This is a genomic window from Vibrio sp. Isolate33 (assembly GCF_022397895.1).
GTDB classification, from domain to species: domain Bacteria; phylum Pseudomonadota; class Gammaproteobacteria; order Enterobacterales; family Vibrionaceae; genus Vibrio; species Vibrio pomeroyi.
Genome location: NZ_JAKEUP010000014.1, coordinates 22609 through 45540, shown reverse-complemented (window position 1 = coordinate 45540; position 22932 = coordinate 22609). Strand labels below are relative to the sequence as shown.

The window sequence follows — 22932 nt, the reverse complement described above, 5'->3', positions numbered from 1 at the left end:
CAAATGGCATCTAATTTCTGTAAAAATGTGGTGAAAATGCAAGTGGTTGGAGCACTCAGTGAATATTTGCTGACTAAGCCACCATTTGTTAACGCGTCTATTGCGACTTCTACGACAAAAACAAAAAAAGGCACCTTATTAGGTGCCTTTTGTCATTTCTTTATCTAAGCAACGCTATTTAGCTTAGGTTTTAACTCTTTTCGCGTCAAAGTTTCACTATAGTCATGACTGAAGTGGTCAACTTGAATCGCTGCGTAGCGAAGTTTGTCTGCTGCAATGATTTGGTCAACTTCGTCTTGAGTAAGAACGTCTGCCGCCAGTGCTTGAGCAAGTTTATCTTGTAGCAAGCCTTTACGAGCCACTTTGCCCTCTTTCACCGCTTTGAAGATCTTACGCTCAAGAGGCTTAATGCTGTACATCGCATTGAACGCGTTCTCCATCAGACCAACGCTATCCTCTTCTTCTTTACCGATATAGCAAAGGTGAGTTAGACGTTCACGGTGTGCACCCGGAGTCATCAAGCTTTCAGCCAGTTGTACTGTTAGGTTATCACTTGGTTTTTCAAAGTGGTTACCTACCGGGAAAACGAGACCTTTAAGTACTTTACCAACCATCTTGTTCGGGAAGTTTCTATACGCTTCTTGTAGAGATTTCGCCGCGTTATGGAAACAATGTTGAACCGCATAATGTACGTAGTCTAGGTCAGCTTGTTGACGACCTTCGTCTTCATACTTCTTAAGTGCAGCAGATGCCATGTATAGATAACTTAGACCATCACCTAAGCGTGCAGAGATAAGCTCTTTACGTTTCAGTTCGCCGCCTAATGTAAGCATTGCGAAGTCCGCACTTACCGCAAGCGCACGGCTCAAACGAGTCAGGTCTTGGTAGTACGGCTTCGTTGGGCCGCTCATATCCGCTTTAATGAACTTAGAGCCTGTTAATGCCGCACCGAATGCACCAAATGTGTTCTTAGTCGCGTGACCGATATGCTTGAACAACAAGTTATCGAAGTCCTTCGCACCTTGCTTCTCGTCTGGGTTTGCCGCCGCTTCCATTTCGCTTAGCACGTATGGGTGACAGCGTGTCGCACCTTGACCGAAGATCATCAAGTTACGAGTCAGGATGTTCGCACCTTCTACTGTGATAGCAACGGGAATACCTAGGTAAGGCGCAGCCAAGTAGTTCATTGGGCCATCTTGAATTGCGCGACCTGAGTGGATATCCATTGAATCATTCAGAATCGTACGCGCCATCTCTGTCATGTGGTACTTCGCGATAGCCGTTACGATACCCGGTTTCTCTTTCATATCGAGTGAAGTAGTTGTCAGCGTACGAGTGGCTTCTAGTAGATACGTTAAACCACCAATACGGCCAAGGCTCTCAGCAACACCTTCGAACTTACCAATCGACATACCGAACTGCTTACGAACATAAGCGTATGCGCCAGTTGTTCTCGCAGTTAAGTGGCCCATTGCTGTACCTAGTGCTGGTAGTGAAATACCACGACCTGCAGAAAGACATTCCACCAGCATACGCCAGCCTTTACCTGCGTAATCTGCACCACCGATTAACCATTCCATAGGGATGAATACATCATGACCGCGTGTTGGACCGTTCATAAATGCAAGGCCAAGTGGATCATGACGCTCACCAATCACAACACCTTCGTGGTCAGCAGGGATTAGCGCACAAGTGATACCGATGTCTTCTTTGTCGCCAAGCAGTTTCTCTGGATCGTGCAGTTTAAAAGCCAAACCAAGTACAGTCGCCACTGGTGCCAGCGTAATGTAACGCTTGTTCCAGTTAAGCTTGATGCCTAGTGTCTCTTTGCCTTCGTGCATGCCCATACACACAGTGCCGACATCAGGGATACCACCCGCATCAGAACCCGCTTCAGGGCCTGTTAAGGCGAAACATGGGATATCTGTACCGTCAGCAAGACGAGGTAGCCAATAGTCTTTTTGATCTTGAGTACCGTAATGAGACAGTAGCTCACCAGGACCAAGAGAATTTGGAACCATGACAGAAACCGCAGTACTGATACTGCGAGTCGCAATCTTAGTTACGATAGTCGAGTTCGCGTGTGCTGAAAATTCACGACCGCCGTACTCTTTCGCAATAATTAGCGAGAAGAAACGTTCTTTACGCAAGAAGTTCCAAACCTCTTCAGGAAGGTCTCGGTCTTCTTTTACGATTTGGTGGTCATCAAGCATAGCAAGCAAAGTTTCAAGTTCATTATCCATGAACGATTGCTCTTCTGCTGTCAGCTGAGGTTTTGGATATTGGTGCAGCTTAGTGAAATCTGGTTTACCAGAAAACAGCTCTCCGTCCCACCAAACACTACCGGCTTCCATCGCTTCTTTCTCGGTGCTAGATAGTGGTGGTAGTACTTTTTTAAAGAGTTTAAAAGCTGGGTCACTTACCCATTTTTGTCTTAGAGAGCTCATAGTTCAGATCCTTTTGTTCACTATTTTGGTTGTGAATGTTTCGCTTTTTATTGTTTTATTCTTCTGCTGACATGCCAGCGGCCAAGTATGGAATAAGAATATCGACCACTGCTTTGGCATCTATTCGCTTACCGTAATCATTCTCTGCAATTTCAACGAGAGCCTGACTGGAAGCCATGGTGAAAACACAAGTCCCTAGGGTGAAGTGCAATCGCCAAAATAACTGTTCTTGAGTGAGGTTAGGGTTGGCTTTCATTACTGAACTGGTAAACAGAGTCAGTACTTCGCTGTAGCGAGTTGTAATGAACCAACGCAAGTGACCTTGCACATCCGTATAGCCTCGACCGATGAGTAACATAAATCGGCTCGTACCATTTGGCCTTACATCGTTAAGTGCTCTTAGTGGTTGTCTTAAAGACTCAAACACGTCACTCATAGAATACGTTTCGTTCAAGTTTAAGTTCACTAAAGCGTCTTGCAGTGCTGGCATAAATGCTTCTAAGTATCGATTTAATACGGCACGAACCAGAGTCTTCTTATCGCCAAAGTGGTAGTTCACTGAAGCAAGATTGACATTGGCTTTACCCGTAATAGTGCGTAAAGAGGTGTCATTAAAACCGTGCTCAGCAAATAAGCCTTCAGCCACATCTAAGATTTTGTCTTTGGTTGTACTTCTTGGTGCCATTTCAATCACTCGTATTAAACAACTGTTTGAAATATACGCTTAGTACATTTATTTAACAAGCAAGCAACATCACATTTTCACAAATTGGTCGTACCAGTTAATAAAAGTCTGCACTAACCGATTGAATCGACGTGTGTTTACAAAAAAAGGAAAAATTAATGAATTTTCTGGGAACTGAAATTGAAAAGGAGGGTCATAAATTATGTAGAAAACAGAGTATTTAGAAGTTTAACAGGCCGTCAAACTTGTTGTTCTCCCTGCTTTCTTAATTACTGCATTTTCCTTATTAACTCCTATACTTGTATCCGCCCAAACCACGTTGGTTTGGGCTTTTTTTTTGCGTTTTTTTAATGCTCAAGTATCAGCATATCCAATAGTAATCATTCAGCAAGAACACGTCTCGATACGCTCATTGGTACACGCTAAAGCTACAGGCAATTTATAAGTCGCACGATGCTAGAGTTGTCAGGTTGCCTAACAATGATAAGGCTCAAAGCCTATAGAAGAGGGGCTCCCTCTTACTCTACCTGCCATTCATTAGTCTCTATACCATTAAGAGTATCACGAAGTTTCATATCTCATGTTGTCTCCAGAACGCTCAAAATAGAGCTGAAACCTTTGGCACATTCTTATTGTTGATATCGACATTTCAAACAAGCTCACGCCCTATCCTCACCTATTCGAACACTTGCTTAATAATGGCGTTAATCCACTTCGTAAATCACCCATTCAAAAGTCGCCGACCTCGACTATTAGCAAATTAATCAATAGCAATAGCGACTTACCTTCGAAATAAAGCCCACAAACTTAGCATTTTTGTCCATATGTCCTAAGCTTCGTTTAATACCCTTTCTCAATTAGGAAGTTAAACGCAAGTTAGGGAAAGGCGGGGACATTAAAAGTAGAAGGAGACCTACTTTGAGACTGTTTAAATTATCCATCATGTGTTACTTAGTTGTTGCAACCCCACTCTCTGCTCAAACTTTGGAACAGGCCGTCGCCATTACCTTGGCAACAAACCCTGAAATCAAAAGTATCTTCAATGAGTTTGTGAGTGTCCGAAGCCGTAATGACGCCGCAGGCGGTGCGTATAGACCAAGCATTGACCTTGATGCCGGGATTGGCTACGAAGGTATTAACCCTGCACCAAACAATGGCCCAGATACAGACTTAACGCGAAAGGAAGCAACGATATCCCTCACTCAATTGCTGTGGGATGGTTCATCGACTCTCAACGACATTGATCGTACTGCCGCAGAAGCAGAATCGGTTCGCTTACAACTGTTGGCGGATGCTGAAGATAAAGCGCTAGAGGTCACCCAGATCTACTTAGACGCAGTCAAAGCAACTGAAGTTTTAGCCCTATCGGAAAGTAACCTTGCTATCCACAAGAAAATCTATAAGGACATCAAAAAGCGTGCTGTCTCAGGGATAGGCTCAACCGCAGATGTGTCTCAAGTAGAAGCTAGGATTGCAAAAGCGCACGGCAACTTATTAGCCGCACAGAACAATTTAATCGATACCCATACCCAATTTAGACGAATAGTAGGTCAAGAACCGCTAGGCTTAGTTTACCCAAGAGCCGATATTTCGATGATTCCTCTGTCATTATCAGATGCCCTTGTTGATGCACTAGACCAACACCCTGTCATCAAGGTTGCTACTGCAGATGTCGATTCAGCACACTTCCAATACAAACAATCAAAAGGTGTTAATTACCCGACCTTCTCTATTGAAGCCTCTCAGTCATGGCGTGATGATGCGGGTGGCGATGAAGGTTCGAGCCAAGAAACACTGGCAATGCTACGAATGCGATACAACCTCTACAACGGTGGCACTGACAGTGCAAACTCAGAAGCTGCTGCTTATCAACTTAATAAAGCAAAAGATCTGAGAGATCGTGCTTATCGACAAGTTGAAGAAGGGCTACGCCTCTCTTGGAGTGCATTGGATCTTACGTTACAACAAAAGAACTTTTTATCTGATCACGTAGATTCTGCATCAGAAACCGTTATCGCTTATGAAAAACAATATCGAATCGGTAAACGTACGCTTCTAGATTTGCTCAACACCGAAAACGAACTGTTTGAAGCCCGTAAAGATTACTTAGATGCACATTACGCTGAACAGTACGCGAAATACCGTGTAATGAACGCGACAGGTTCTCTATTGAACGCTCTACTAGTCGACATCCCTGACGAGTGGACAACGGCCGTGGAGTATTAATCATGAAGATAACTTACTTACTACTTCCTGCATTAACAATGACCTTGCTAGCCTGCTCTAGCCAACAGGAAGAAGAATATATTGAGACACCTGAAGCGTCACAGATTTCAGATCTGCAAGACGATGATAACGATGGCGTGGTCAATGCTCGAGATACCTGCCCTGGCACACCTGAATCGTCTCTAGTTGATAATGAAGGTTGCGGCGAGACGGTTAGCTCGCAAGAAGTCAGACAGTTGAACATTCTTTTTGCTAATGACTCGTTTGAAGTTAACCCGATATTCTCTGATCAAATCACCACTATGGCTGAGTTCTTGGAAACCTACCAAAGCGCGTCGATTGAGATTCAGGGCTATGCCAGTAAAGTCGGTGCGAGTGAATACAATTTGGAGCTATCAAAGAAACGAGCTCACCACGTTGAAGATGAACTACTATCGAATGGTATCGACCCAAGTCGAGTGAGAGTTGTCGGTTATGGTGAAGAGCGATTAGAGAGCGAGGGCGATGATGCGACTTCTCATGCACTAAACCGTCGAGTAACAGCTACTGTTGTCGGGCTGAGCGAACAAATTGTCGAAGAGTGGACCATATTTACCACGCTTAAAAAGTAACGTGACATCGTCACCGTACTGATGAGGGTAGTATTCACAATAACCTAGTCTCATCACGCATAGCTGGAAGAATTGAAGTTCATCCACTAACCTGAAAGCCGTAAGATCAATAAAGCCGTGATAGGGTCGCCCATCACGGCTTTTTTGTTCTTTGTCGTCACATGAATCGAGGGGATGACTCTGTGACGTTTCTTGCTACTCGGGAACTAGCTTGTTACTCAGTGAGTAGGCTCCCTATTTGATTTAGCGAGCCTACTACCGATTATAGTTTTACTTCTTGGTGCTTAGTTTTCGGTAAAGAAATACTTAGCAGAACGTAACCCAGGATTGCTGCTGTCGTCGATCCCATCAGGATACCTAGTCGAGCAAGCGTATCAAAATCTGCGTTCGTTGGACCAAATGCCAATGAAGAGATGAAGATAGACATTGTAAAGCCAATACCACACAGCACAGACACTGCGAAGATGTTCATGAAGTTCACACCTTCAGGAAGTTTAGCTACACCTGTTTTCACAGCACCCCAACTGAATAGGAAGATACCCAGTGGCTTACCAACCAATAGACCCATAGCAATACCAAGCGGTAGCATGCCAGTTAGGTTTGAAATTGAGATGCCTTCTAGCGAAATACCAGCGTTTGCAAATGCAAAGATAGGCAAGATTGCAAAAGCGACGTATGGGTGCAGAGCATGCTCTAGGTGTTTCAGCGGAGAATGTTCCCCTTTATTACCTTTCAGTGGGATAGCAAAACCAATTACTACACCTGCTAGCGTTGCGTGAACGCCAGACTTCAATACTGCGAACCACAGAATTGCACCAACAATGAGGTAAACACTTAGCTTGGTTACATGCTTGTTGTTTAGCATGAACAAGACACCAGTCGCGATAAAGCCAACCGTTAGTGCAAGCGTAGATAGGTCACCTGAGTAGAACAGAGCAATGATAACAACAACACCTAGGTCATCGATAATTGCTAGAGCCAGTAGGAACACTTTCAGGCTTACTGGTACACGGTTGCCTAGAAGTGCCATGATACCCAATGCGAATGCGATATCTGTTGCTGCCGGGATAGCCCAACCTTGAAGCGCTTCAGGGTTACTTGAGTTAAATAGCACGTAAATTAGTGCAGGAGCTAGCATACCACCCACAGCTGCGATAGCTGGGAAGATTGCAGTCTCTTTAGACTTTAATGCGCCTTCTAAAAGTTCACGCTTAACTTCTAAGCCGATTAGAAGGAAGAAGACAGCCATTAAGCCATCGTTAATCCAGTGAGACACAGACATACCAAGAACGTAACTATGAAGTACGCCTTGGTACATTTCGTTCAGTGGTGAGTTTGCTACAAACATTGCGATCGCCGCAGCGATTACTAGGATGATGCCGCCAGCAGATTCCATTTTAAAGAAGTCACGGATGACGTCGGTCATGATTTCGCCCTTATATTTATTATTTAAATAAACGAATAACAAAGAATAACCACGAGTTTATATCCAAGCTTTATCGATAGATAATCACTTCTTTGGATGTTTAACTTCGGTTTTTCCTACAAATACTAAACAATACGTCGTATATTCCATAAAGTTGTTATGCACCATAAATTAAGTATAGATGAGATCATCGAACCTGTATGCAGAATTAATTACATGCAGAGGAAAGTGGATGGCACAAAAAAAGGCTATCAAATGATAGCCTTAGGTGAAGTTTAGTAACCAGTGAGCTGCATAAAGCCGGTCGCTTCATGGCTACCGCTCGCCTTAATCGGCCCTTCCCAATATGGTATGACAAATGGAAGCCACATATCCCTACGTATAATACGCGTGGTCAGGTTGATATCGTGCTTGGGCACGTTAATGATCCACTGAAGTGGCATTCGTCGACCATTCATCAAAGTTGTGTTTTGCAAAGGCTGAATCGAAATATCAGCTTCGGTCAGCTGGTACACCTTACCGGAACGAGTCGCTAAAGTACCGAACACATAGGGCAACTGTTGATTATGACGATAGCGATTAATGCTCAGCGCTGTGCCATCATCGAGATTGAATACAAACCAATCCCAACCTTGTTGACCCACTCCGAGCAAACCACTGCCCCACTCTTTATGTACCCACGCTGTTCCTTCAACTTCCTTGGCGACACCGCCGAGATTCAACACGCCACTCAGTGATAAGAACGGCGCGCTGAAGTTATAAGATGCAACAGGTAATAAATCGTGCTTTTTCTGATAGCCGTTTTCCCCATTAAGTACGTATGGCCCTTTCGCCACTGTATCTAATTGAAGACCGAACGTATCTGTTTGCACTTGCAGACGACCAGGAAACGGCGTGTTACCCAGCGAACGCCAATTCCAATTATCAATCCAAATTCTAAACGGACGACTGGTCATTCCCGCTTGGCCAATGCCACCACGAGCCATGCGCTGTTCTTTCCATACTTTAGATTTGGAAGAGACCACCACGTTTGAGATATAGACTTGCGGACTCTGCCATCCGGGCGTTTCACGCTCGTCTGTCGCTATACGGAAGAAGCTCCACTGAACCGAATAGTCTTTGCCATCGTCCCCTTTCAAAGACGCAAAGTAGTGCCACCATTCGTGCTGAAATTCCGGATGAAACTTGAAATCTTGTGGTAGCGAAACGTTACGGTCTGGTAACACAGGTTCAAACACGTTGAAATGTTCGCTTACTAGAACAGAGTTCACCTCATTTACGCCCTTTTCACCAGGATCGATGAAATAGGAGTAGTAACCCCAAACACTCAAAAAGATGCTGAAGAAACTGATTAACAATAGAGAAGACAAAATTCGCTGTCTTAACTTGGTTGAGCTATTCCGTAGAAACATATTAAAGGGCATCCCTCAGTGACTTCATCGGCGTGTTCCGAATCATTCTCATCACTGGTAAAGCACCAGCTAACATCAATGCTGCCATTGCCCAAGCAAATGTCTCTAAATAGTCCCAAGGGAGCACTTGTAACTCGAGTGACCACCCAAAAGACTGCTTGATAACGATATCAACGATCAAGCTCGCTAACGCTAAGCCAAGCGGAATCGCTATTAACGAGGAAATAAGTCCAAACACAAACAGTTGTAAACTGCCTGTCAGAATCAGCTCTTTCGCAGAGACTCCCAAACAGCGCTGCAGCGAGATATGTCTTTGCCGCGAGACTTCACCCGCAACAGTTGCAAAGAAGATACCAAACACCGCAATAACTAAAGTAATGTTGCCTAGCGTATCTGCAATCGCGAAGGTTCTATCAAATACCCGCATCGCTTGGCTGTGAATATTGTTGTTATCAAAGATACGTTCAGAACCAAGCCTGAATACGCTTTCCAATCGGCTTCTAAGACCGATTGAATTGACATCATCTTTGAGTATCACACCAAGGCCAACATTGCCCCGCCCAGCAAAACCATACAGCCAGTTTCGGTGTGACATCATCACTTGATGGTAAGGGTTACCATAATCGTAATAAACACCGACCACTTGCCAACCAGAGCCCAAGTTGTCATAGAGATCAATGTAGTCTCCCGGGCGAATACCCAACTTGAGAGACATCGATTCGCTGATCAACACACCTTTAGAGTGGTGTAAGTGATACCAGTAATTTGGAATACCAAGTTTGATGGTTAGCGCTTCTAATTCGCCTTCAGAAGGCCCCGTACTCACCACTTGAATACTACCCACTGGAGAAGCGACATCTTTCTCCCAACGCCACCAAACAGAATCAACTTCAGGTTGTTCTGATAGCCAACTACTCATACGAGCAGCTGCATTGTTGGTTGGGTAAATATAGAGGTCAGCCGCCAAGCGCTGCGTTAGCCACTTATCGGTGGTATCCCTAAAGCTGCCGACCATGGTTTCTACGCCAATGTTCGCCGTTAACGCTAGCATAAAGGCCATAGTCGCCACACCGCGGTAGCTCATACTTGATGCTGCGTCCGCGAAGAACCAACGAGCACGAACCCAACGTAATGAATAAGATAGGCTGTTAAACAGTTTCCACATTAAGAATGGCGTAAACAAGGCCACACTCACCAGCATCAGTGCAATAATTGCAAAGCCAGACTCTTGTGTCTGTGGGGCTTGATACACAGCGACAGCAGCAACCAAGAAGCCACAGCCAATCAACGCTTGCCAAGTGAACTCGGTGCCAGCAAAACGCATCAAAGATAAACGAGAAGACAAACGAATCGGTTGAGACTTAAGTAAACGAACCAACGGCCACGCACACGCTAAGAAAGCACCAATCAATGCCATCAGCAAGCTGTAACCGCTCCAACGCCAATTCCAATCGATCGTTAAGCCAACGTTGGCGTCGTATAAATCGCCCAAGCTTGAAGATACGGCAGGTAATAGTTGGTTTGCTAACATCACGCCAAACACATTACCGCAGATCCAGCTCAGTAAAACCAATAGGAGTAACTCTAAACAGAGCGCTTTAGTCAGCTGCCAACCAGACACACCCGTCTGTCTTAAAATTCCAACCAACGGTTGACGCTGGATAAAAGAAAGCGACATTGCTTGATAGAAAATGAATAAACCAACCACAAACGACAGCATACCCATCGCTTTTAGGTTTAAGTGGAACGCACTGGTTAGCGACTCAAGTTCGGCTTTTGAGCTGCGCGAAATCGTCAAACCGTTCGGCAGCATATTTTTGAGACGTTCAAACTTCTCGGTAGACATCTCTGAGCAAGCAATTACCGATAAACCAGCACTTCGCTTGAGCATTCTCAGTAGCGAAATATCCGCAATCAGCCTTGTACCATTGATAATGTTGTTCTCGTCAACCATTACCGGGCCAAGCTCAGAGCCATCCAGAAGGGGAATGTAGTCACCATTATTCCATTTCATGTGTTCAGCGAGATCATCGCTCACAAGGATAGGATACGGCGGCTTCATGAGGTTTAACGTATTGAGATCTTTTAACGCAACGCCCGGTTGCAGTTGAAGCATAGATACTGGGTCTATGCCAATCAGCATGAAGTTTGAACCGTTTTCATCAGTGATACGATGGTGATCAAAAGGAGAACACTGCTGAAAGCCTTCACGGCGAAGGTGGATATAAAAGCCTTGTGGGATTTTATTGGCGTTGTGTTTTGGTCGAATACGGTAAGGAAGAGGATTCGAAAAGAGTTTTTCGCCATGGGCATAGCTTTGCTTGGCGTGTTGGTTGATAGCAGTAACACCAACCAAAAGTGATACGCCGAGGGTTAAACCAAGCCATACCAAGATAATCTGAAGTGGGTAACGTCGATAATGACCGAGTAGTGCCTTAACTACGGGCCATAACATGCAGTTGCCCTCCTTGTAGACGGATCCGGCCATCCATGTGTAACGCTACTTTTTCACTGTGTGTCACCAACAACAAAGTGCATTCTAATTGGCGAGCTAAAGACGTAAGCAAACGCATTACCGCTTCGGCATTACGCTCATCTAGACTACCTGTCGGTTCATCGGCCAATAAGATTTTTGGTTCCATATACAACGCACGAGCAATCGCTGCACGTTGTTGCTGCCCACCAGATGCCTCTTCAGGGTAACGACCAAGCAAAGGCATAAGATCTAAAGCAGAAAGAATCTGTCTCCAGAGCCCCTTGTCTTCCGGTAAGCCTTTTAACTGGCGGCAAAAACGAATGTTATCGGCGATGTTCAATGTCGGCAGTAAGTTGAACTGCTGAAAAATATGGCCAATGTTGTTTCTGCGATAAGCGGTGCGGTCACGCTCGGTAGAGTCGTGCATGTTGAAGTGAGGGAAAGCGATTTCACCTGAATCGGCTAGGTCTAAACCCGCGATAAGATTCAGTAAAGTACTTTTACCTGAACCGCTTTCGCCCATTAATGCTAGCTGGTCACCTTGGTTTAATGTCAGTTCAGCACCTTGCAAAACAGGGTGGAACTCCCCCCCATCGACATAGCCTTTACATAGGTCTGACAGCTTTAACATTAAACAGCTCGCATTAGTTAGAATTTGGAAGGAGAATCTACACTAATTCCCTGTTAGGAGGAAGTATTTTGAAAGATAGATCACACACCAACGATAAAGTGATGCGATTGGTGCGCCCGACTTCAACTTCCTATCAAGTTTTTAATCCATTTTCTTGTTTTCATGCGATAGAGCGACCCGCCCCACTTAATCACTTCTTCAGTGAGGAACAGTAGGTAAACCCACTCAGGTGGAAACTTAAAGTAAATAGCGGCGATGGCTGCCAGCGGAATACCAATCACCCACTGAGCAATCAGATCTTGGTAAAGGCAGAACTTCACGTCACCGCCTGCTCTGAGTACACCAACGATCACTGTCATTGGAATAGAGCGGATGACAATACCCACGCTGAGAATCAAAATAAACTTCTCTGAAAGCGCTCGGGTTTCTTCAGTCAAAGCACTAAAGGCATTCAATATTGGCGTTTGAATAAAGTAGAGGAAAATCGCCACTACAATACTGGTCAAGAAACACAAAATCGTTAAGCCTAACGCTTGATAGTAAACCGCTTCATTGTTCTTCGCACCTAGCTGGTTACCCACCAAAACTGCGGCTGCATTCGACATACCAATCAATAAACTCAATGAGATAGATTCAACTGGCGTCATCACCGAAAGCGCTGCTAAACCTTGCACACCTGATTGTCCCATGATGGCGTGATAAGCAAACAAGCCACCAGCCCAAGCTAAGAAGTTGAAGGTTGTTGGCAGAGACAATTTCAAGAAGCGAACAACTTTCTCCACAGTAGCCGCTGCTTTGATATCACAAAGTTTGAAGGCTAATAAATGTTTAGAGAAATAGAGGTAACCAAACAAGGTCGCCACTTCAATAGCACCACTCAGTACGGTCGCAATCGCCGCACCTTTGATGCCAAGAGCAGGAAATCCTAAGTTACCGAAGATCAACACCCAGTTTAAGAACACGTTAGACAAGATTCCAATGCCACTGAAGAAGGTACTCAGCCCTGGCTTATGCATCGCTCTTAGGCCAACAGCCATACTGCTGACACACGATACGGCTAGCATGCTAAATGAGGTGATAACGATGTATTCAACACCCAAGCTGATGACTTCTTGAGAGTCGGTAGTCACACCCATAATTTGTGCTGGGAAAGAGACAAAGAACACTATGGTCAACAGCGCAAACAGCGTCGAAACCAGCCAAGTTAGTGCAGTACTTTCTCTCACACCTTGCTTATTACCCGCTCCCCAATATTGAGCGGTAAGCAGAGCCCCGCCCGTGGTCACGCCCACCAGCATAATAGTGGTCACGAACATCGCGCGACTTGCAACGCCGACTGCGGCAATATCGGCTTCCCCAAGTTGTCCTAACATCAATACATCCACTAAGCCTCGGCTTGAAAACATGATGCTCTGCAAGGTGATTGGTAAAGCAATGGCAATCAACCTGCGAACAAAATCGCCGCGTGTGTGATGAATAATTGAAGAGAGCAACATAGGAATACCTGAACGGAACGTGTTGATGACAAAAGGATTATTCCTTCAGTATATCAATGTTCGAATTTCAACCATACATAAATCATACTGAGGACATCAATTTCCGTATAACGTCTTTTCACGTTTCATCCATCGGATGTCAATAAGGTGAGACTCCCAAGCCTAGGTAAGAATAAGCTTGGTAAATATAATCAATTCTTAAATTAGTCATAAAAAGTAGATATAAAACAGAACCCATACATACAACACTCAACTCAATACCTAATCAGCCTAAATTGACGGAAATCAAAGTTAGTCCCGATGTTTATTTCATTGATTTTGTTATAAATTTTCACATATCGGCTTAACCATATGATTTGAGTGGTTTTATTGTGTTAAATTTTAATCCATCTAATTATTCGATTAATATTCATTCCTTTTTGTCATTTCATAAATCACCTTTAATTCAATAACTTCCACCCCTGTTTCAATAGGGAGTTAAAATGAATAATAAAAAATTAATAATGAGTTTGGCAGGTGTCGGTATCTTGGCTTATTTAGGTACGGTGTATACGGTTGATAAAAACGATCAACGCATTGCTGCTGAAAGCCTCGCGCAATTTTCATCTTTGGATAAGTCCTCTTTAGACTACCAAGCAATGAAAGTACTCAGTGATAAAGGGTGTGCTTACTGCCACACCAACGAAAGTGAAATGCCCTTCTACTCTGAATGGCCAATCGCGAAAACCCTCATGAATGCCGACATACAAACAGGTATGAAGCACTTTGAGATTACGCAACTCTTCAACGGTATTCAGAATAATGAACCAGTATCCGAAGTAGCGCTCGCGCGCATCGAAAAAGTGCTCTACGACGATTCTATGCCACCTAAGATCTATCAATCCATGCACTGGTCTGCAGGCATTTCAAATGAAGAAAAGCACACCTTATTAAAATGGATACGCCAAACAAGAGCAGACATTCACCAAGACTCTCCAGTAGATGACAGCCGAAGAGAAGGCACGCTTCAGCCAATCTACACCACGTTTGAAGTAGACGAAGACAGAGTAAAGCTGGGCAAAGCGCTCTACCACGACACGCGCCTATCTGGTGACGACACGGTTTCTTGTGCCACTTGCCACGGCTTAGACACAGGTGGTGTCGACAATTTAGTTGGCTCTGTTGGCATTCATGGTCAAGTTGGCGGCATTAATGCACCAACGGTTTTCAACTCAGCGTATAACAAACTGCAGTTTTGGGATGGCAGGGCAAATGACTTACAAGACCAAGCTGGCGGCCCTCCTTTTAACCCTATCGAAATGGGATCAGAGGGTTGGCAACAGATCATCAATAAGCTGAGTAGTGATCCTGAGTTAGTGGCCAAATTCAATAAGACTTATGACGGTGAAATCACCGGCGACACCATCACTCATGCGATCGCCGAATTTGAGAAAACCTTAGTGACACCAAACAGCCGTTTCGACCAATACCTGACGGGTAATACCGACGCAATGGATTCTCATGAAATACACGGACTGAAGCTATTCAAACAATACAGCTGTGATACTTGCCACACGGGTGAAGCCATGGGCGGTGAAACCTTTGAAACCATGGGCATGAAAGCAGACTACTTCTCCGACAGAGGAACCGACATTACCCCTGAAGACTTAGGAAGATACAACGTCACGGCGATTGAATCCGACAAGCATAAATTCAAGGTTCCAACGCTGAGAAACATTGAACTCACTGCACCCTACTTCCATGACGGCCATGCAGAGACACTAGAACAAGCGATCTTTGATATGGGTAAATATCAAGTGGGTGTCGAAATGAGTGACAATGAAGTGGATGCCATCAAAGCATTCCTAGAAACGCTGACCGGCGAATACAAAGGAAATAACCTTAGCCCTATAGCGCAGCAGCAGAGCTAAGTAGCGTCCATCGAAGCGATTAAATGCTGCCGATAAACTTAAGCCAATAGGTTCTTTCTATTGGCTTTTTCATTACACATGGCTCAATTGGTTTTGCAGAAAAGTTAGCGTAGTATGAACAAAGGATGGTTTGATACGCAATACATGGAGTAACGATGAAGAAAGTACTGGTTTTAGGCGCTTCTGGATATGTTGGTTCACAGCTACTTCCTCTTCTACTAGAGCAAGGTTATCAAGTAACCGCAGCAGCAAGGCATATCGACTACTTAAAAGCGAGAACTGAGCCTCATGAGAATTTGTCACTCGAATATCTCGACCTGGCTGACCAAACTGCAACACAAGCTTTAATTCCAGACTTTGACCTTATCTTCTTCCTTGTACACGGGATGGCAGAAGGCCACGACTTCATTGATTACGAGTTAAATCTAGCACGCAACTTCGTCTCTGCACTTGGCCCTAAAAACCAGCATGTTATCTACCTAAGTTCACTTCAGCCTCAAACTGGCGATTCTGAACACCTTCAAGCTAGAAAGAAAACGGGTGAGTTGCTTCGTAAAGGATCTGTTCCTGTTACTGAGCTTCGAGCTGGCGTCATCATCGGCCCGGGTTCAGCTGCCTTCGAGATAATGCGAGACTTCGTTTACAACCTACCAATCATGATTGCGCCGAAATGGGTCGACTCAAAAGCGAATCCTATCGCATTGAAAAACCTAAACCACTATTTGTTAAAGCTCGCGCAAAATACTCCTAGTGAAAGCCAAACCTTTGAGGTGGGTGGCCCAGATATCGTCTCTTATCGAAATCAATTCGCGCATATTGCCAAAACCGCCGATCGTCCACTTAGACTGTGGGCAACCTCCCTACTCACACCTAAAATCGCTTCTTATTGGCTTGGCGTGGTGACCTCTGTCCCTTCCAACATAGGTAGAGCCTTGCTTGCGGGTTTAAAGCATGACTTTATTGCCAACTCGACCACCATCCAAGAAAAGTATCCGCAAAAACTCGTGTCTTTCGAGAGCATGGTGGAACAAGCGATTCACGCTGAAGGTAACTTCGTAAAAAGTAATGTATGGGGCTTTGATAAAACCGCATTCAAACGCTGGCAAGCAGGTTACGGTTACTACCCTAAGAAGACAGGCGCAAGTATCACGTCTAGTGCCTCACTAGAGTCGCTTTGGCACGTCGCTCAACAGATAGGAAGCCCGAAGCAAGGTTATTTCTTCGCTAACGCTTTATGGCGCACAAGAGAATGGTTAGATCTTCTGTTTGGTGGCGGTATACCCGTTCGACAAATGCCGGAAGGACCAAAACTAAAAGTGGGCGACAAAATCGATTCATGGAAAGTCATTCGTTGTGAAGAGAACCAATTTCTATCGCTATTGTTTGGCATGAAAGGTCCGGGCTTAGGACGACTGGAAATCACCGTTTCTGATAACGGAGACACACGTGAATTAAACATTTCAGCTTGGTGGCACCCTAAAGGCTTTCTAGGGTTACTGTATTGGTTTGCAATGATGCCAGCTCACCTATTTATCTTTAAAGGCATGGTGAAAGCGATAGAGAAGCAAGCAGAAGAGTAGATGCGAGATTCGAGTAACGAGATGCGAAAAGATTAAGAGCTATAGATACCCCCCTTCACACCTTATAGCTAGAAAAAGACCGCCATTTAGGCGGTCTTTATAATTTCAGTGGTCACGAGATTAACCAATAACGCTAATAGGGATCTCAGCCAGTTGGTTGCCTTGGTTTGCAGGATAAACGATATATTCACCGTGGTACTTCACTGCAGACTTGTAGTCCGTCACTTTGTGAAGCATAAAGCCCGCTTCCATCGCCGCTTGGATAAACTCAGCATGGTTACCACGTACAAACCAGTTCATTGGTTTAACCATCAACTCACCGTCGAAAGAGTCGTCACACTGTTTGCCACACAGGGCAAAAGAGTGCTCTCCATCGGTAAAGAATTGGATTTTGCCACCAGTAGTTAGCTCGTCTTCGCTTGATACGCTCCAACCCATCTCGTACATCTTGTCCATGAACGCTTCAACATCGCTGTCTTTTAGCGCTTTAGGCTCTTCGCCCTCAGGGAAGAACTGGCCGTAAAACGCAGAGATACGTTTGAAGGTAAAAGTTAAATCAGAGTTGTTACCCTTTGAGCGACCCTGCTTTTGCCAGCGAACTAAATCCGGCACAATCACGCGATCGTAAGATTGAGCCTTAATCGCTTTGGTTACCCAACGTACAAGGTAAAGGTTGTTTGCAATAGGTGCGTCAATCGCTTTACCTGACTTATGCAGAGCGTACAGCTCACCTAGCGCATCGTTTACTAACTTCTGAATTTCAATATAGTATTTTGACATTATGTCTTCTTTCCTAATGTCCAATATAGTAGTGCTGACAGAATTGCACATGCTGCCATCACCATAGCCATTGGCCCTGCAGTATCACTTGGTAGCATTGCGACAATTGCCCCTACCACAGAACCAGTACCAAATCTTAATGTGCCCGCCAGCGAAGAAGCTGTACCAGCCATATTCGGGTATCCGCTTAAAAGCAGCGCCATCGAGTTACTACCAATCGTAGACAGTGTGCCGATGAACAGCATCACGAATGGCACGATACCCCATAGGCCGATGTCTAATGACCAGCCGACCAACAAACCTAAACCCGCGAACAATTGAATGGACAAACCCAATTTTAGCATCGCGTGAGAGCCCACTTTCTTCACGATTCGTCCATTAATGCTCGTCATCAAGATCATCGCGACAATGTTCAAACCGAACAAATAACCAAATAGATCAGGGCGAACACCATAGATGTCGATGTAAACGAATGAACCTGCGGTTAAGAATGCGAACATTCCCGAGAAAGAGAATGCACCCGAGAAAATCAGGCCCATTGCCGTCGGGTTCTTACACAAACGAGCATAATTACGAATCGTTGTTTTGAAACGCAGCGGTTGACGATTTTCCGTTGGCAGCGTTTCTGGAATCTTCATCGATACCGCTAAGATTACGATCACCGCAAATATAGCCAATACCCAGAAAATTGAACGCCAGCCGAACCACAATGCCAAGTAACCACCAATCATAGGAGCGACTAACGGTGCGACTGTCATCACCAAGGTGACGAAAGACATGGTTCTCGCGAAATCTTCGCGGTCAAACATGTCTCTTACCACTGCTTGAATAATAACGGCGGCTGCAGCACCAGCAAAACCTTGCGCGGTACGGATGTAAGTCAGCGCTTCAATGCCATGCGTTGTTGCACTTACCATAGAAGCGATAGCAAACAGGAACACACCAATCAACAGCACGGGCTTGCGACCATAACTGTCGGCTAATGGACCGTGCAGTAACTGCCCCAACGCGAAACCTGCGGTATAAGCTGTTAGCGTAATTTGTACTTCACCCGCCGTCACACCAAGATCTTTGGCAATGGTCGGCATCGCCGGCAAGTACATATCGATCGCAAGCGGCGTCAGTGCGCCAATTGCACCGAGAATCAAAAACAGCATTAAGCCTAATTGAGGAGTTTCAGGTTGGGAGCTTGGGCTCTGTGTGGTAGATGTCTGCATGGTTCTCCGAATGTTCAACTGATAGAGCTAGGGACCTACGTGAGCACGCAAGTCAAAAGATTGGCTGAGACTTTCCTAGTACCAGTCAACATCATCAGCCGACGCTATCCATGGTCGGCTTTACAACGAAAGGGCTATTCCCTGCTATGAGCGATGTTCTGTCATCAACAGTTTTGCTGATTTTAAACAACTTCTAGCTAAGGGTTACTTCCAGATAGAGTCGACTTCTTCTTGAGTTAGGTAACGGTATTCACCTAATTCTAAAGATTCGTCCATCTCGATTTCGCCAATACGTTCACGGTGCAGTGCTTCTACCTTGTTACCAAGCGCAGCAAACATGCGTTTTACTTGGTGGTATTTGCCTTCGTGAATCGTTAGTAGTACTTCACGTTCTGCACGTACTTCAAGATGTGCAGGAAGTGTTAGGCCATCTTCGCTCTTAAGCTGGATGCCCTCTTTGAATTTTTCAACATAGTCTGGTTCTACTGGATCAACCAACCACACACGGTACATTTTTTCGCACTTGTGTTTTGGTGCTGTAATGCGGTGAGACCACTTGCCATCATCAGTGATCAGAACAAGACCTGTTGTATCAACATCTAGACGACCAGCAAAGTGCAGCTTGTCCATTTTGATTTCATCAAGTAATTCAAACGCAGTGCGATTTGAGCCATCTTCATGCGAACAAACAAAGCCTTCTGGCTTATAAAGCATGATGTAACGTGGACCATGAACATTCAGTTCATTGCCCTGCCATTCAACAACACACTCTTCAGTTACCTTAAGTGAACCGCTTTTTTGAATGACGTCATTGACTGTCACTGCTTTTGATTTTAATAAGTGTGTTGCTTCTCTTCGAGTGACGCCTAACGCATCGCACAGAAATTTATCTAAACGCATGAATACCTCAACTAATCTAAGTCGGGTATTATAGTCACCTTTGCTCAATTAGTTGAGCTATTTCACACTATTTGTTCTCCATTTTACAAGACGCGATATGTATACACTCCGCCCGTACCAAGCTGATTCCGTAAAATCAGTGATTCATTACTTCAGAAAACACCAAACTCCGGCTGTTCTCGTGCTACCGACAGGGGCAGGAAAAAGCCTTGTGATCGCAGAACTGGCAAGGCTCGCGAAAGGTCGAGTGTTGGTGCTTGCTCACGTAAAAGAGCTGGTTGAACAGAACCATGAAAAATATGAAGGTTATGGGTTAAAAGGATCTATTTTCTCGGCGGGTTTAGGCCGTAAAGAGACCGACCAACAAGTGGTATTCGCGTCAGTTCAATCTGTGGTTCGTAACCTTGATTCATTCTCAAACCAATTTTCACTCTTAGTTATCGACGAATGCCACCGCGTGCCTGACGAAAAGACCAGTAGCTATCAGAAAGTGATCACTCACTTACGCGAGAATAATTCCGGCATCAAAGTACTTGGCTTAACGGCAACGCCGTACCGCCTTGGTATGGGCTGGATTTATCAATATCACACTCGTGGCCAAGTGCGTTCGGATGAGCCACGCTTCTTCCGTGACTGCATCTTTGAACTACCAATTCGCTACTTGCTTGATGAAGGCTTCTTAACCCCTGCTCGCATGATAGATGCGCCAGTATTAAGTTATGACTTCTCACAATTAAAGCCAGCAAGTACAGGTCGATACAAAGAAGCTGAGCTTGATATGGTGATCGAACAATCAAAACGAGCTACACCGCAGATTGTCGACCAGATCATCCATCTCGCCCAAGACAAGCTTGGCATCATGGTGTTTGCAGCCACAGTTCGACACGCTCAAGAAATCCTTGGCTTATTGCCCGAAGGTGAAGCTGCAATTGTCATTGGTGATACGCCGACATTAGAGCGTGACCAGATCATCAATGACTTTAAAGATCGTAAAATCAAATTCTTGGTCAACGTATCGGTATTAACCACTGGCTTTGATGCACCGCATGTCGATTTAATCGCGATTCTTCGCCCAACAGAATCCATCAGTTTGTATCAACAAATCGTTGGCCGTGGATTGCGTTTGTCTCCAGGTAAAAAAGAGTGTTTGGTGCTCGACTATGCAGGCAACAGCTATGACCTTTACCAGCCAGAAGTCGGTGATCCTAAACCGGATTCAGACAGTGAAATCATCACCATCCCTTGTCCTGCTTGCGGCTTCAATAACAACTTTTGGGGCAAACTAGACAGCAACGGCTTCTTGCTTGAACACTTTGGCCGTAAGTGCCAAGGCTACTTTACCGATGAAGACACGGGAGAGCGCGAGCATTGTAACTATCGCTTCCGCGCCAAATATTGTGGTGAGTGCGGCGCCGATAACGACATTGCGGCACGTATTTGTCATGAGTGTGACGCCACATTGGTTGATCCAGACAAAAAGCTCAAAGAGGCACTCAATCTAAAAGATGCTCTAGTGTTTGAGTGTTTAGAAATGAACCTCAACGTGCTTAAGGACGACAAAGGAAAGTCGCAGCTTAAAGTCACCTACCGAGGCGAAAACCAAGCGCAAGTGCATGAGTTTTGGTCATTAACTACCAAGAAGCAAAAGCAAAACTTCAAAGACCAGTTTGTTCGCCCGCACCTTGCGGATAGGCACAGGCCTTTTGAGGAAGCGTCGCCATCGAAAGTGGTTGCTCACCAACATAGATTCCGCCCACCACAATTCGTGATTGCACGTAAAGTTGGGCGCTTTTGGAAAATGAGAGACAAGATATTCGAAGACGAACTACAGCAGCGTTGAGGTCAAGGATAAGTCTTACGTTCTTAACACTTGGTGGTTAGTCTGGCGTATTAAAGCATTCGCCATTTAAGCGTTAAGTTTTTCGGTATCAAATTCTCATTATTAATCAGGTTCACTTTCTGTTCAGAATTACTTTTTTATACTGAACGCTATCAACCTTCTCTAGGATTCGCTATGTTTAGTAAAGCTATGATTTCTTTGTTTTCTATAAGCTTAGGCTTATTTGTTTCTGCTGGCGCATGGGCTGACTCACATCATAATGGTCACGACCTAGTACAAGACGTTCACAAAGCAGGAACCCGAATCGAATTCGAAGAAGATCAAGACGAAGTCTATGAAGCGGTTCGAGAAGGCTACATTCGTCCTTTCTCTGAAATGTATGCTGCGGTAGAAAACGATCTTCATGGCCGAATCATTAAAGTCGAGCTAGAAGAAGATGATGATATTTGGGTGTATGAGCTAAAAATTAACTTCCAAAACAACATCATTAAAGTTGAATACAACGCCGAAACGTTGGACATGCTAAAGATTGAAGGCCGTAACTTTAAAAACGCAATTAAACACGGCGACTAATTAAGCACGACGAATAGTTAAGTTCGACGAACAGTCATTACAAAAATTAAGAAGAACAATTATGAAAATTTTAGTCGTTGAAGACGAACCTCGTTTGGGCCAACAAATTATTGAAACACTTGAGGGAGCCGACTGGGTTCCAGAACTTTCTCAAGATGGTATTGACGCGCTCTACCGTGCAACCTCCGAAGAGTGGGACGCGATTGTTCTCGATTTAGGACTGCCTAAGCTTGATGGCCTGACCGTTTTAAAAGGCATTCGAGACGAAAATATTAACACGCCAGTGATTATCTTAAGTGCTCGTGACACCTTAACCCAGCGTGTTGAAGGCTTAAACGCAGGCGCAGATGATTACCTGACTAAACCATTCGAAATGGTTGAGTTGATTGCCCGTATTCGTGCTCAATTGCGCCGAGCTTCAGGCAGCGCAGCGCCAGTTCTTCAAATTGGTGATTTAAGCCTAGACACTCGCAGCTCTAAAGTACTATGGCAAGGCCAAGCTGTAAGCCTAACGGCACTGGAATATAAGGTTGTCGCGTATTTCATGCATAACCAAAACAAGGTTATCTCGCGCACTGAATTGGTTGAGCACATCTACAAACAAGATTTCGACCGCGACTCAAACACAGTTGAGGTGTTTATTGGTCGAATCCGTAAGAAAATTGCACCAAAGATCATCAAAACGGTGCGTGGCCTTGGCTACCAACTGAATGCTGAATAGC

General features: G+C 44.8%; 17 protein-coding genes. 7 read left to right on the top strand and 10 right to left on the bottom strand.

What is annotated here, in order from left to right; translation table 11 throughout:
- Nucleotides 1-164: 164 nt before the first annotated feature.
- Entirely contained in the window at nucleotides 165-2447 is a 2283-nt protein-coding gene (locus L1D37_RS17765; RefSeq protein ID WP_239848636.1) for an acyl-CoA dehydrogenase, read from the bottom strand.
- 55 nt (nucleotides 2448-2502) lie between these two features.
- Nucleotides 2503-3132, bottom strand: a complete 630-nt coding sequence (locus L1D37_RS17760) for a TetR/AcrR family transcriptional regulator (RefSeq protein WP_017631427.1) — start codon at nucleotides 3130-3132, stop codon at nucleotides 2503-2505.
- 918 nt (nucleotides 3133-4050) lie between these two features.
- Between L1D37_RS17760 and L1D37_RS17755 the strand changes: the two genes are divergently transcribed.
- Nucleotides 4051-5358, top strand: a complete 1308-nt coding sequence (locus L1D37_RS17755) for a TolC family outer membrane protein (RefSeq protein WP_239848634.1) — start codon at nucleotides 4051-4053, stop codon at nucleotides 5356-5358.
- Nucleotides 5358-5969, top strand: a complete 612-nt coding sequence (locus L1D37_RS17750) for an OmpA family protein (protein WP_026084313.1) — start codon at nucleotides 5358-5360, stop codon at nucleotides 5967-5969. Before L1D37_RS17755 ends, L1D37_RS17750 begins: the two co-directional genes overlap by 1 nt.
- Nucleotides 5970-6231: 262 nt before the next feature.
- On the opposite strand, the gene nhaA is transcribed toward L1D37_RS17750, so the two are convergent.
- From nhaA to L1D37_RS17725, 5 genes are all read right to left on the bottom strand, one after another.
- Nucleotides 6232-7395: a Na+/H+ antiporter NhaA gene (nhaA, locus tag L1D37_RS17745; RefSeq protein ID WP_239848633.1), complete on the bottom strand. Its 1164-nt coding sequence runs from the start codon at nucleotides 7393-7395 to the stop codon at nucleotides 6232-6234.
- A 275-nt stretch (nucleotides 7396-7670) separates the two neighbouring features.
- Entirely contained in the window at nucleotides 7671-8819 is a 1149-nt protein-coding gene (locus L1D37_RS17740) for a lipocalin-like domain-containing protein (protein ID WP_239848631.1), read from the bottom strand.
- Nucleotides 8809-11262, bottom strand: coding sequence for an ABC transporter permease (locus L1D37_RS17735; RefSeq protein WP_176681531.1), 2454 nt, complete (start codon nucleotides 11260-11262; stop codon nucleotides 8809-8811). The genes L1D37_RS17740 and L1D37_RS17735 overlap by 11 nt, the downstream gene beginning before the upstream one ends.
- On the bottom strand, nucleotides 11243-11914 hold the full coding sequence (locus tag L1D37_RS17730; RefSeq protein ID WP_017060385.1) for an ABC transporter ATP-binding protein: 672 nt from the start codon (nucleotides 11912-11914) through the stop codon (nucleotides 11243-11245). Before L1D37_RS17730 ends, L1D37_RS17735 begins: the two co-directional genes overlap by 20 nt.
- Nucleotides 11915-12036: 122 nt before the next feature.
- A complete protein-coding gene (locus L1D37_RS17725) occupies nucleotides 12037-13410 on the bottom strand; it encodes an MATE family efflux transporter (protein WP_239848629.1) in 1374 nt (457 codons plus the stop codon).
- Between the two features lie 482 nt (nucleotides 13411-13892).
- On the opposite strand from L1D37_RS17725, the gene L1D37_RS17720 reads away from it, so the two are divergent.
- Together L1D37_RS17720 and L1D37_RS17715 are read left to right on the top strand one after the other, a co-directional pair.
- Nucleotides 13893-15320, top strand: coding sequence for a cytochrome-c peroxidase (locus L1D37_RS17720; protein WP_239848628.1), 1428 nt, complete (start codon nucleotides 13893-13895; stop codon nucleotides 15318-15320).
- A gap of 155 nt (nucleotides 15321-15475) precedes the next feature.
- Nucleotides 15476-16900 carry a DUF2867 domain-containing protein gene (locus tag L1D37_RS17715; protein WP_239848626.1) on the top strand — a complete coding sequence of 475 codons (1425 nt, stop codon included), beginning with the start codon at nucleotides 15476-15478 and terminating at the stop codon, nucleotides 16898-16900.
- Between the two features lie 120 nt (nucleotides 16901-17020).
- Here the strand turns inward: L1D37_RS17715 and L1D37_RS17710 are convergent, their stop codons facing one another.
- The 3 genes from L1D37_RS17710 to rsuA form a co-directional block, all read right to left on the bottom strand.
- Nucleotides 17021-17680 (bottom strand): DUF2913 family protein, encoded by a 660-nt coding sequence (locus tag L1D37_RS17710; protein WP_176681535.1) that lies wholly within the window; start codon nucleotides 17678-17680, stop codon nucleotides 17021-17023.
- Nucleotides 17680-18897, bottom strand: coding sequence for a Bcr/CflA family multidrug efflux MFS transporter (locus L1D37_RS17705; protein WP_239848625.1), 1218 nt, complete (start codon nucleotides 18895-18897; stop codon nucleotides 17680-17682). Before L1D37_RS17705 ends, L1D37_RS17710 begins: the two co-directional genes overlap by 1 nt.
- 204 nt (nucleotides 18898-19101) lie before the next feature.
- Nucleotides 19102-19797: a 16S rRNA pseudouridine(516) synthase RsuA gene (rsuA, locus tag L1D37_RS17700; RefSeq protein WP_017633289.1), complete on the bottom strand. Its 696-nt coding sequence runs from the start codon at nucleotides 19795-19797 to the stop codon at nucleotides 19102-19104.
- 97 nt (nucleotides 19798-19894) lie between these two features.
- Between rsuA and L1D37_RS17695 the strand changes: the two genes are divergently transcribed.
- The 3 genes from L1D37_RS17695 (at nucleotide 19895) to L1D37_RS17685 (ending at nucleotide 22931) form a co-directional block, all read left to right on the top strand.
- Nucleotides 19895-21637: a DEAD/DEAH box helicase gene (locus L1D37_RS17695; RefSeq protein WP_239848624.1), complete on the top strand. Its 1743-nt coding sequence runs from the start codon at nucleotides 19895-19897 to the stop codon at nucleotides 21635-21637.
- A 174-nt stretch (nucleotides 21638-21811) separates the two neighbouring features.
- Entirely contained in the window at nucleotides 21812-22210 is a 399-nt protein-coding gene (locus tag L1D37_RS17690) for a hypothetical protein (protein ID WP_132763695.1), read from the top strand.
- A gap of 61 nt (nucleotides 22211-22271) precedes the next feature.
- Complete coding sequence (locus tag L1D37_RS17685; RefSeq protein WP_004741316.1) at nucleotides 22272-22931, top strand: response regulator transcription factor; 660 nt, start codon at nucleotides 22272-22274, stop codon at nucleotides 22929-22931.
- Nucleotide 22932: the final 1 nt, after the last annotated feature.

Excerpts from the sequence above, each read along its gene's own strand:
- L1D37_RS17715 (WP_239848626.1), top strand. The coding sequence starts at position 15,476 with ATGAAGAAAGTACTGGTTTTAGGCGCTTCTGGATATGTTGGTTCACAG.
- nhaA (WP_239848633.1), bottom strand. The coding sequence starts at position 7,395 with ATGACCGACGTCATCCGTGACTTCTTTAAAATGGAATCTGCTGGCGGC.
- rsuA (WP_017633289.1), bottom strand. The coding sequence starts at position 19,797 with ATGCGTTTAGATAAATTTCTGTGCGATGCGTTAGGCGTCACTCGAAGA.
- L1D37_RS17695 (WP_239848624.1), top strand. The coding sequence starts at position 19,895 with ATGTATACACTCCGCCCGTACCAAGCTGATTCCGTAAAATCAGTGATT.
- L1D37_RS17760 (WP_017631427.1), bottom strand. The coding sequence starts at position 3,132 with ATGGCACCAAGAAGTACAACCAAAGACAAAATCTTAGATGTGGCTGAA.
- L1D37_RS17725 (WP_239848629.1), bottom strand. The coding sequence starts at position 13,410 with ATGTTGCTCTCTTCAATTATTCATCACACACGCGGCGATTTTGTTCGC.
- L1D37_RS17685 (WP_004741316.1), top strand. The coding sequence starts at position 22,272 with ATGAAAATTTTAGTCGTTGAAGACGAACCTCGTTTGGGCCAACAAATT.
- L1D37_RS17720 (WP_239848628.1), top strand. The coding sequence starts at position 13,893 with ATGAATAATAAAAAATTAATAATGAGTTTGGCAGGTGTCGGTATCTTG.
- L1D37_RS17705 (WP_239848625.1), bottom strand. The coding sequence starts at position 18,897 with ATGCAGACATCTACCACACAGAGCCCAAGCTCCCAACCTGAAACTCCT.
- L1D37_RS17735 (WP_176681531.1), bottom strand. The coding sequence starts at position 11,262 with ATGTTATGGCCCGTAGTTAAGGCACTACTCGGTCATTATCGACGTTAC.
- L1D37_RS17730 (WP_017060385.1), bottom strand. The coding sequence starts at position 11,914 with ATGTTAAAGCTGTCAGACCTATGTAAAGGCTATGTCGATGGGGGGGAG.
- L1D37_RS17690 (WP_132763695.1), top strand. The coding sequence starts at position 21,812 with ATGTTTAGTAAAGCTATGATTTCTTTGTTTTCTATAAGCTTAGGCTTA.
- L1D37_RS17740 (WP_239848631.1), bottom strand. The coding sequence starts at position 8,819 with ATGCCCTTTAATATGTTTCTACGGAATAGCTCAACCAAGTTAAGACAG.
- L1D37_RS17710 (WP_176681535.1), bottom strand. The coding sequence starts at position 17,680 with ATGTCAAAATACTATATTGAAATTCAGAAGTTAGTAAACGATGCGCTA.
- L1D37_RS17765 (WP_239848636.1), bottom strand. The coding sequence starts at position 2,447 with ATGAGCTCTCTAAGACAAAAATGGGTAAGTGACCCAGCTTTTAAACTC.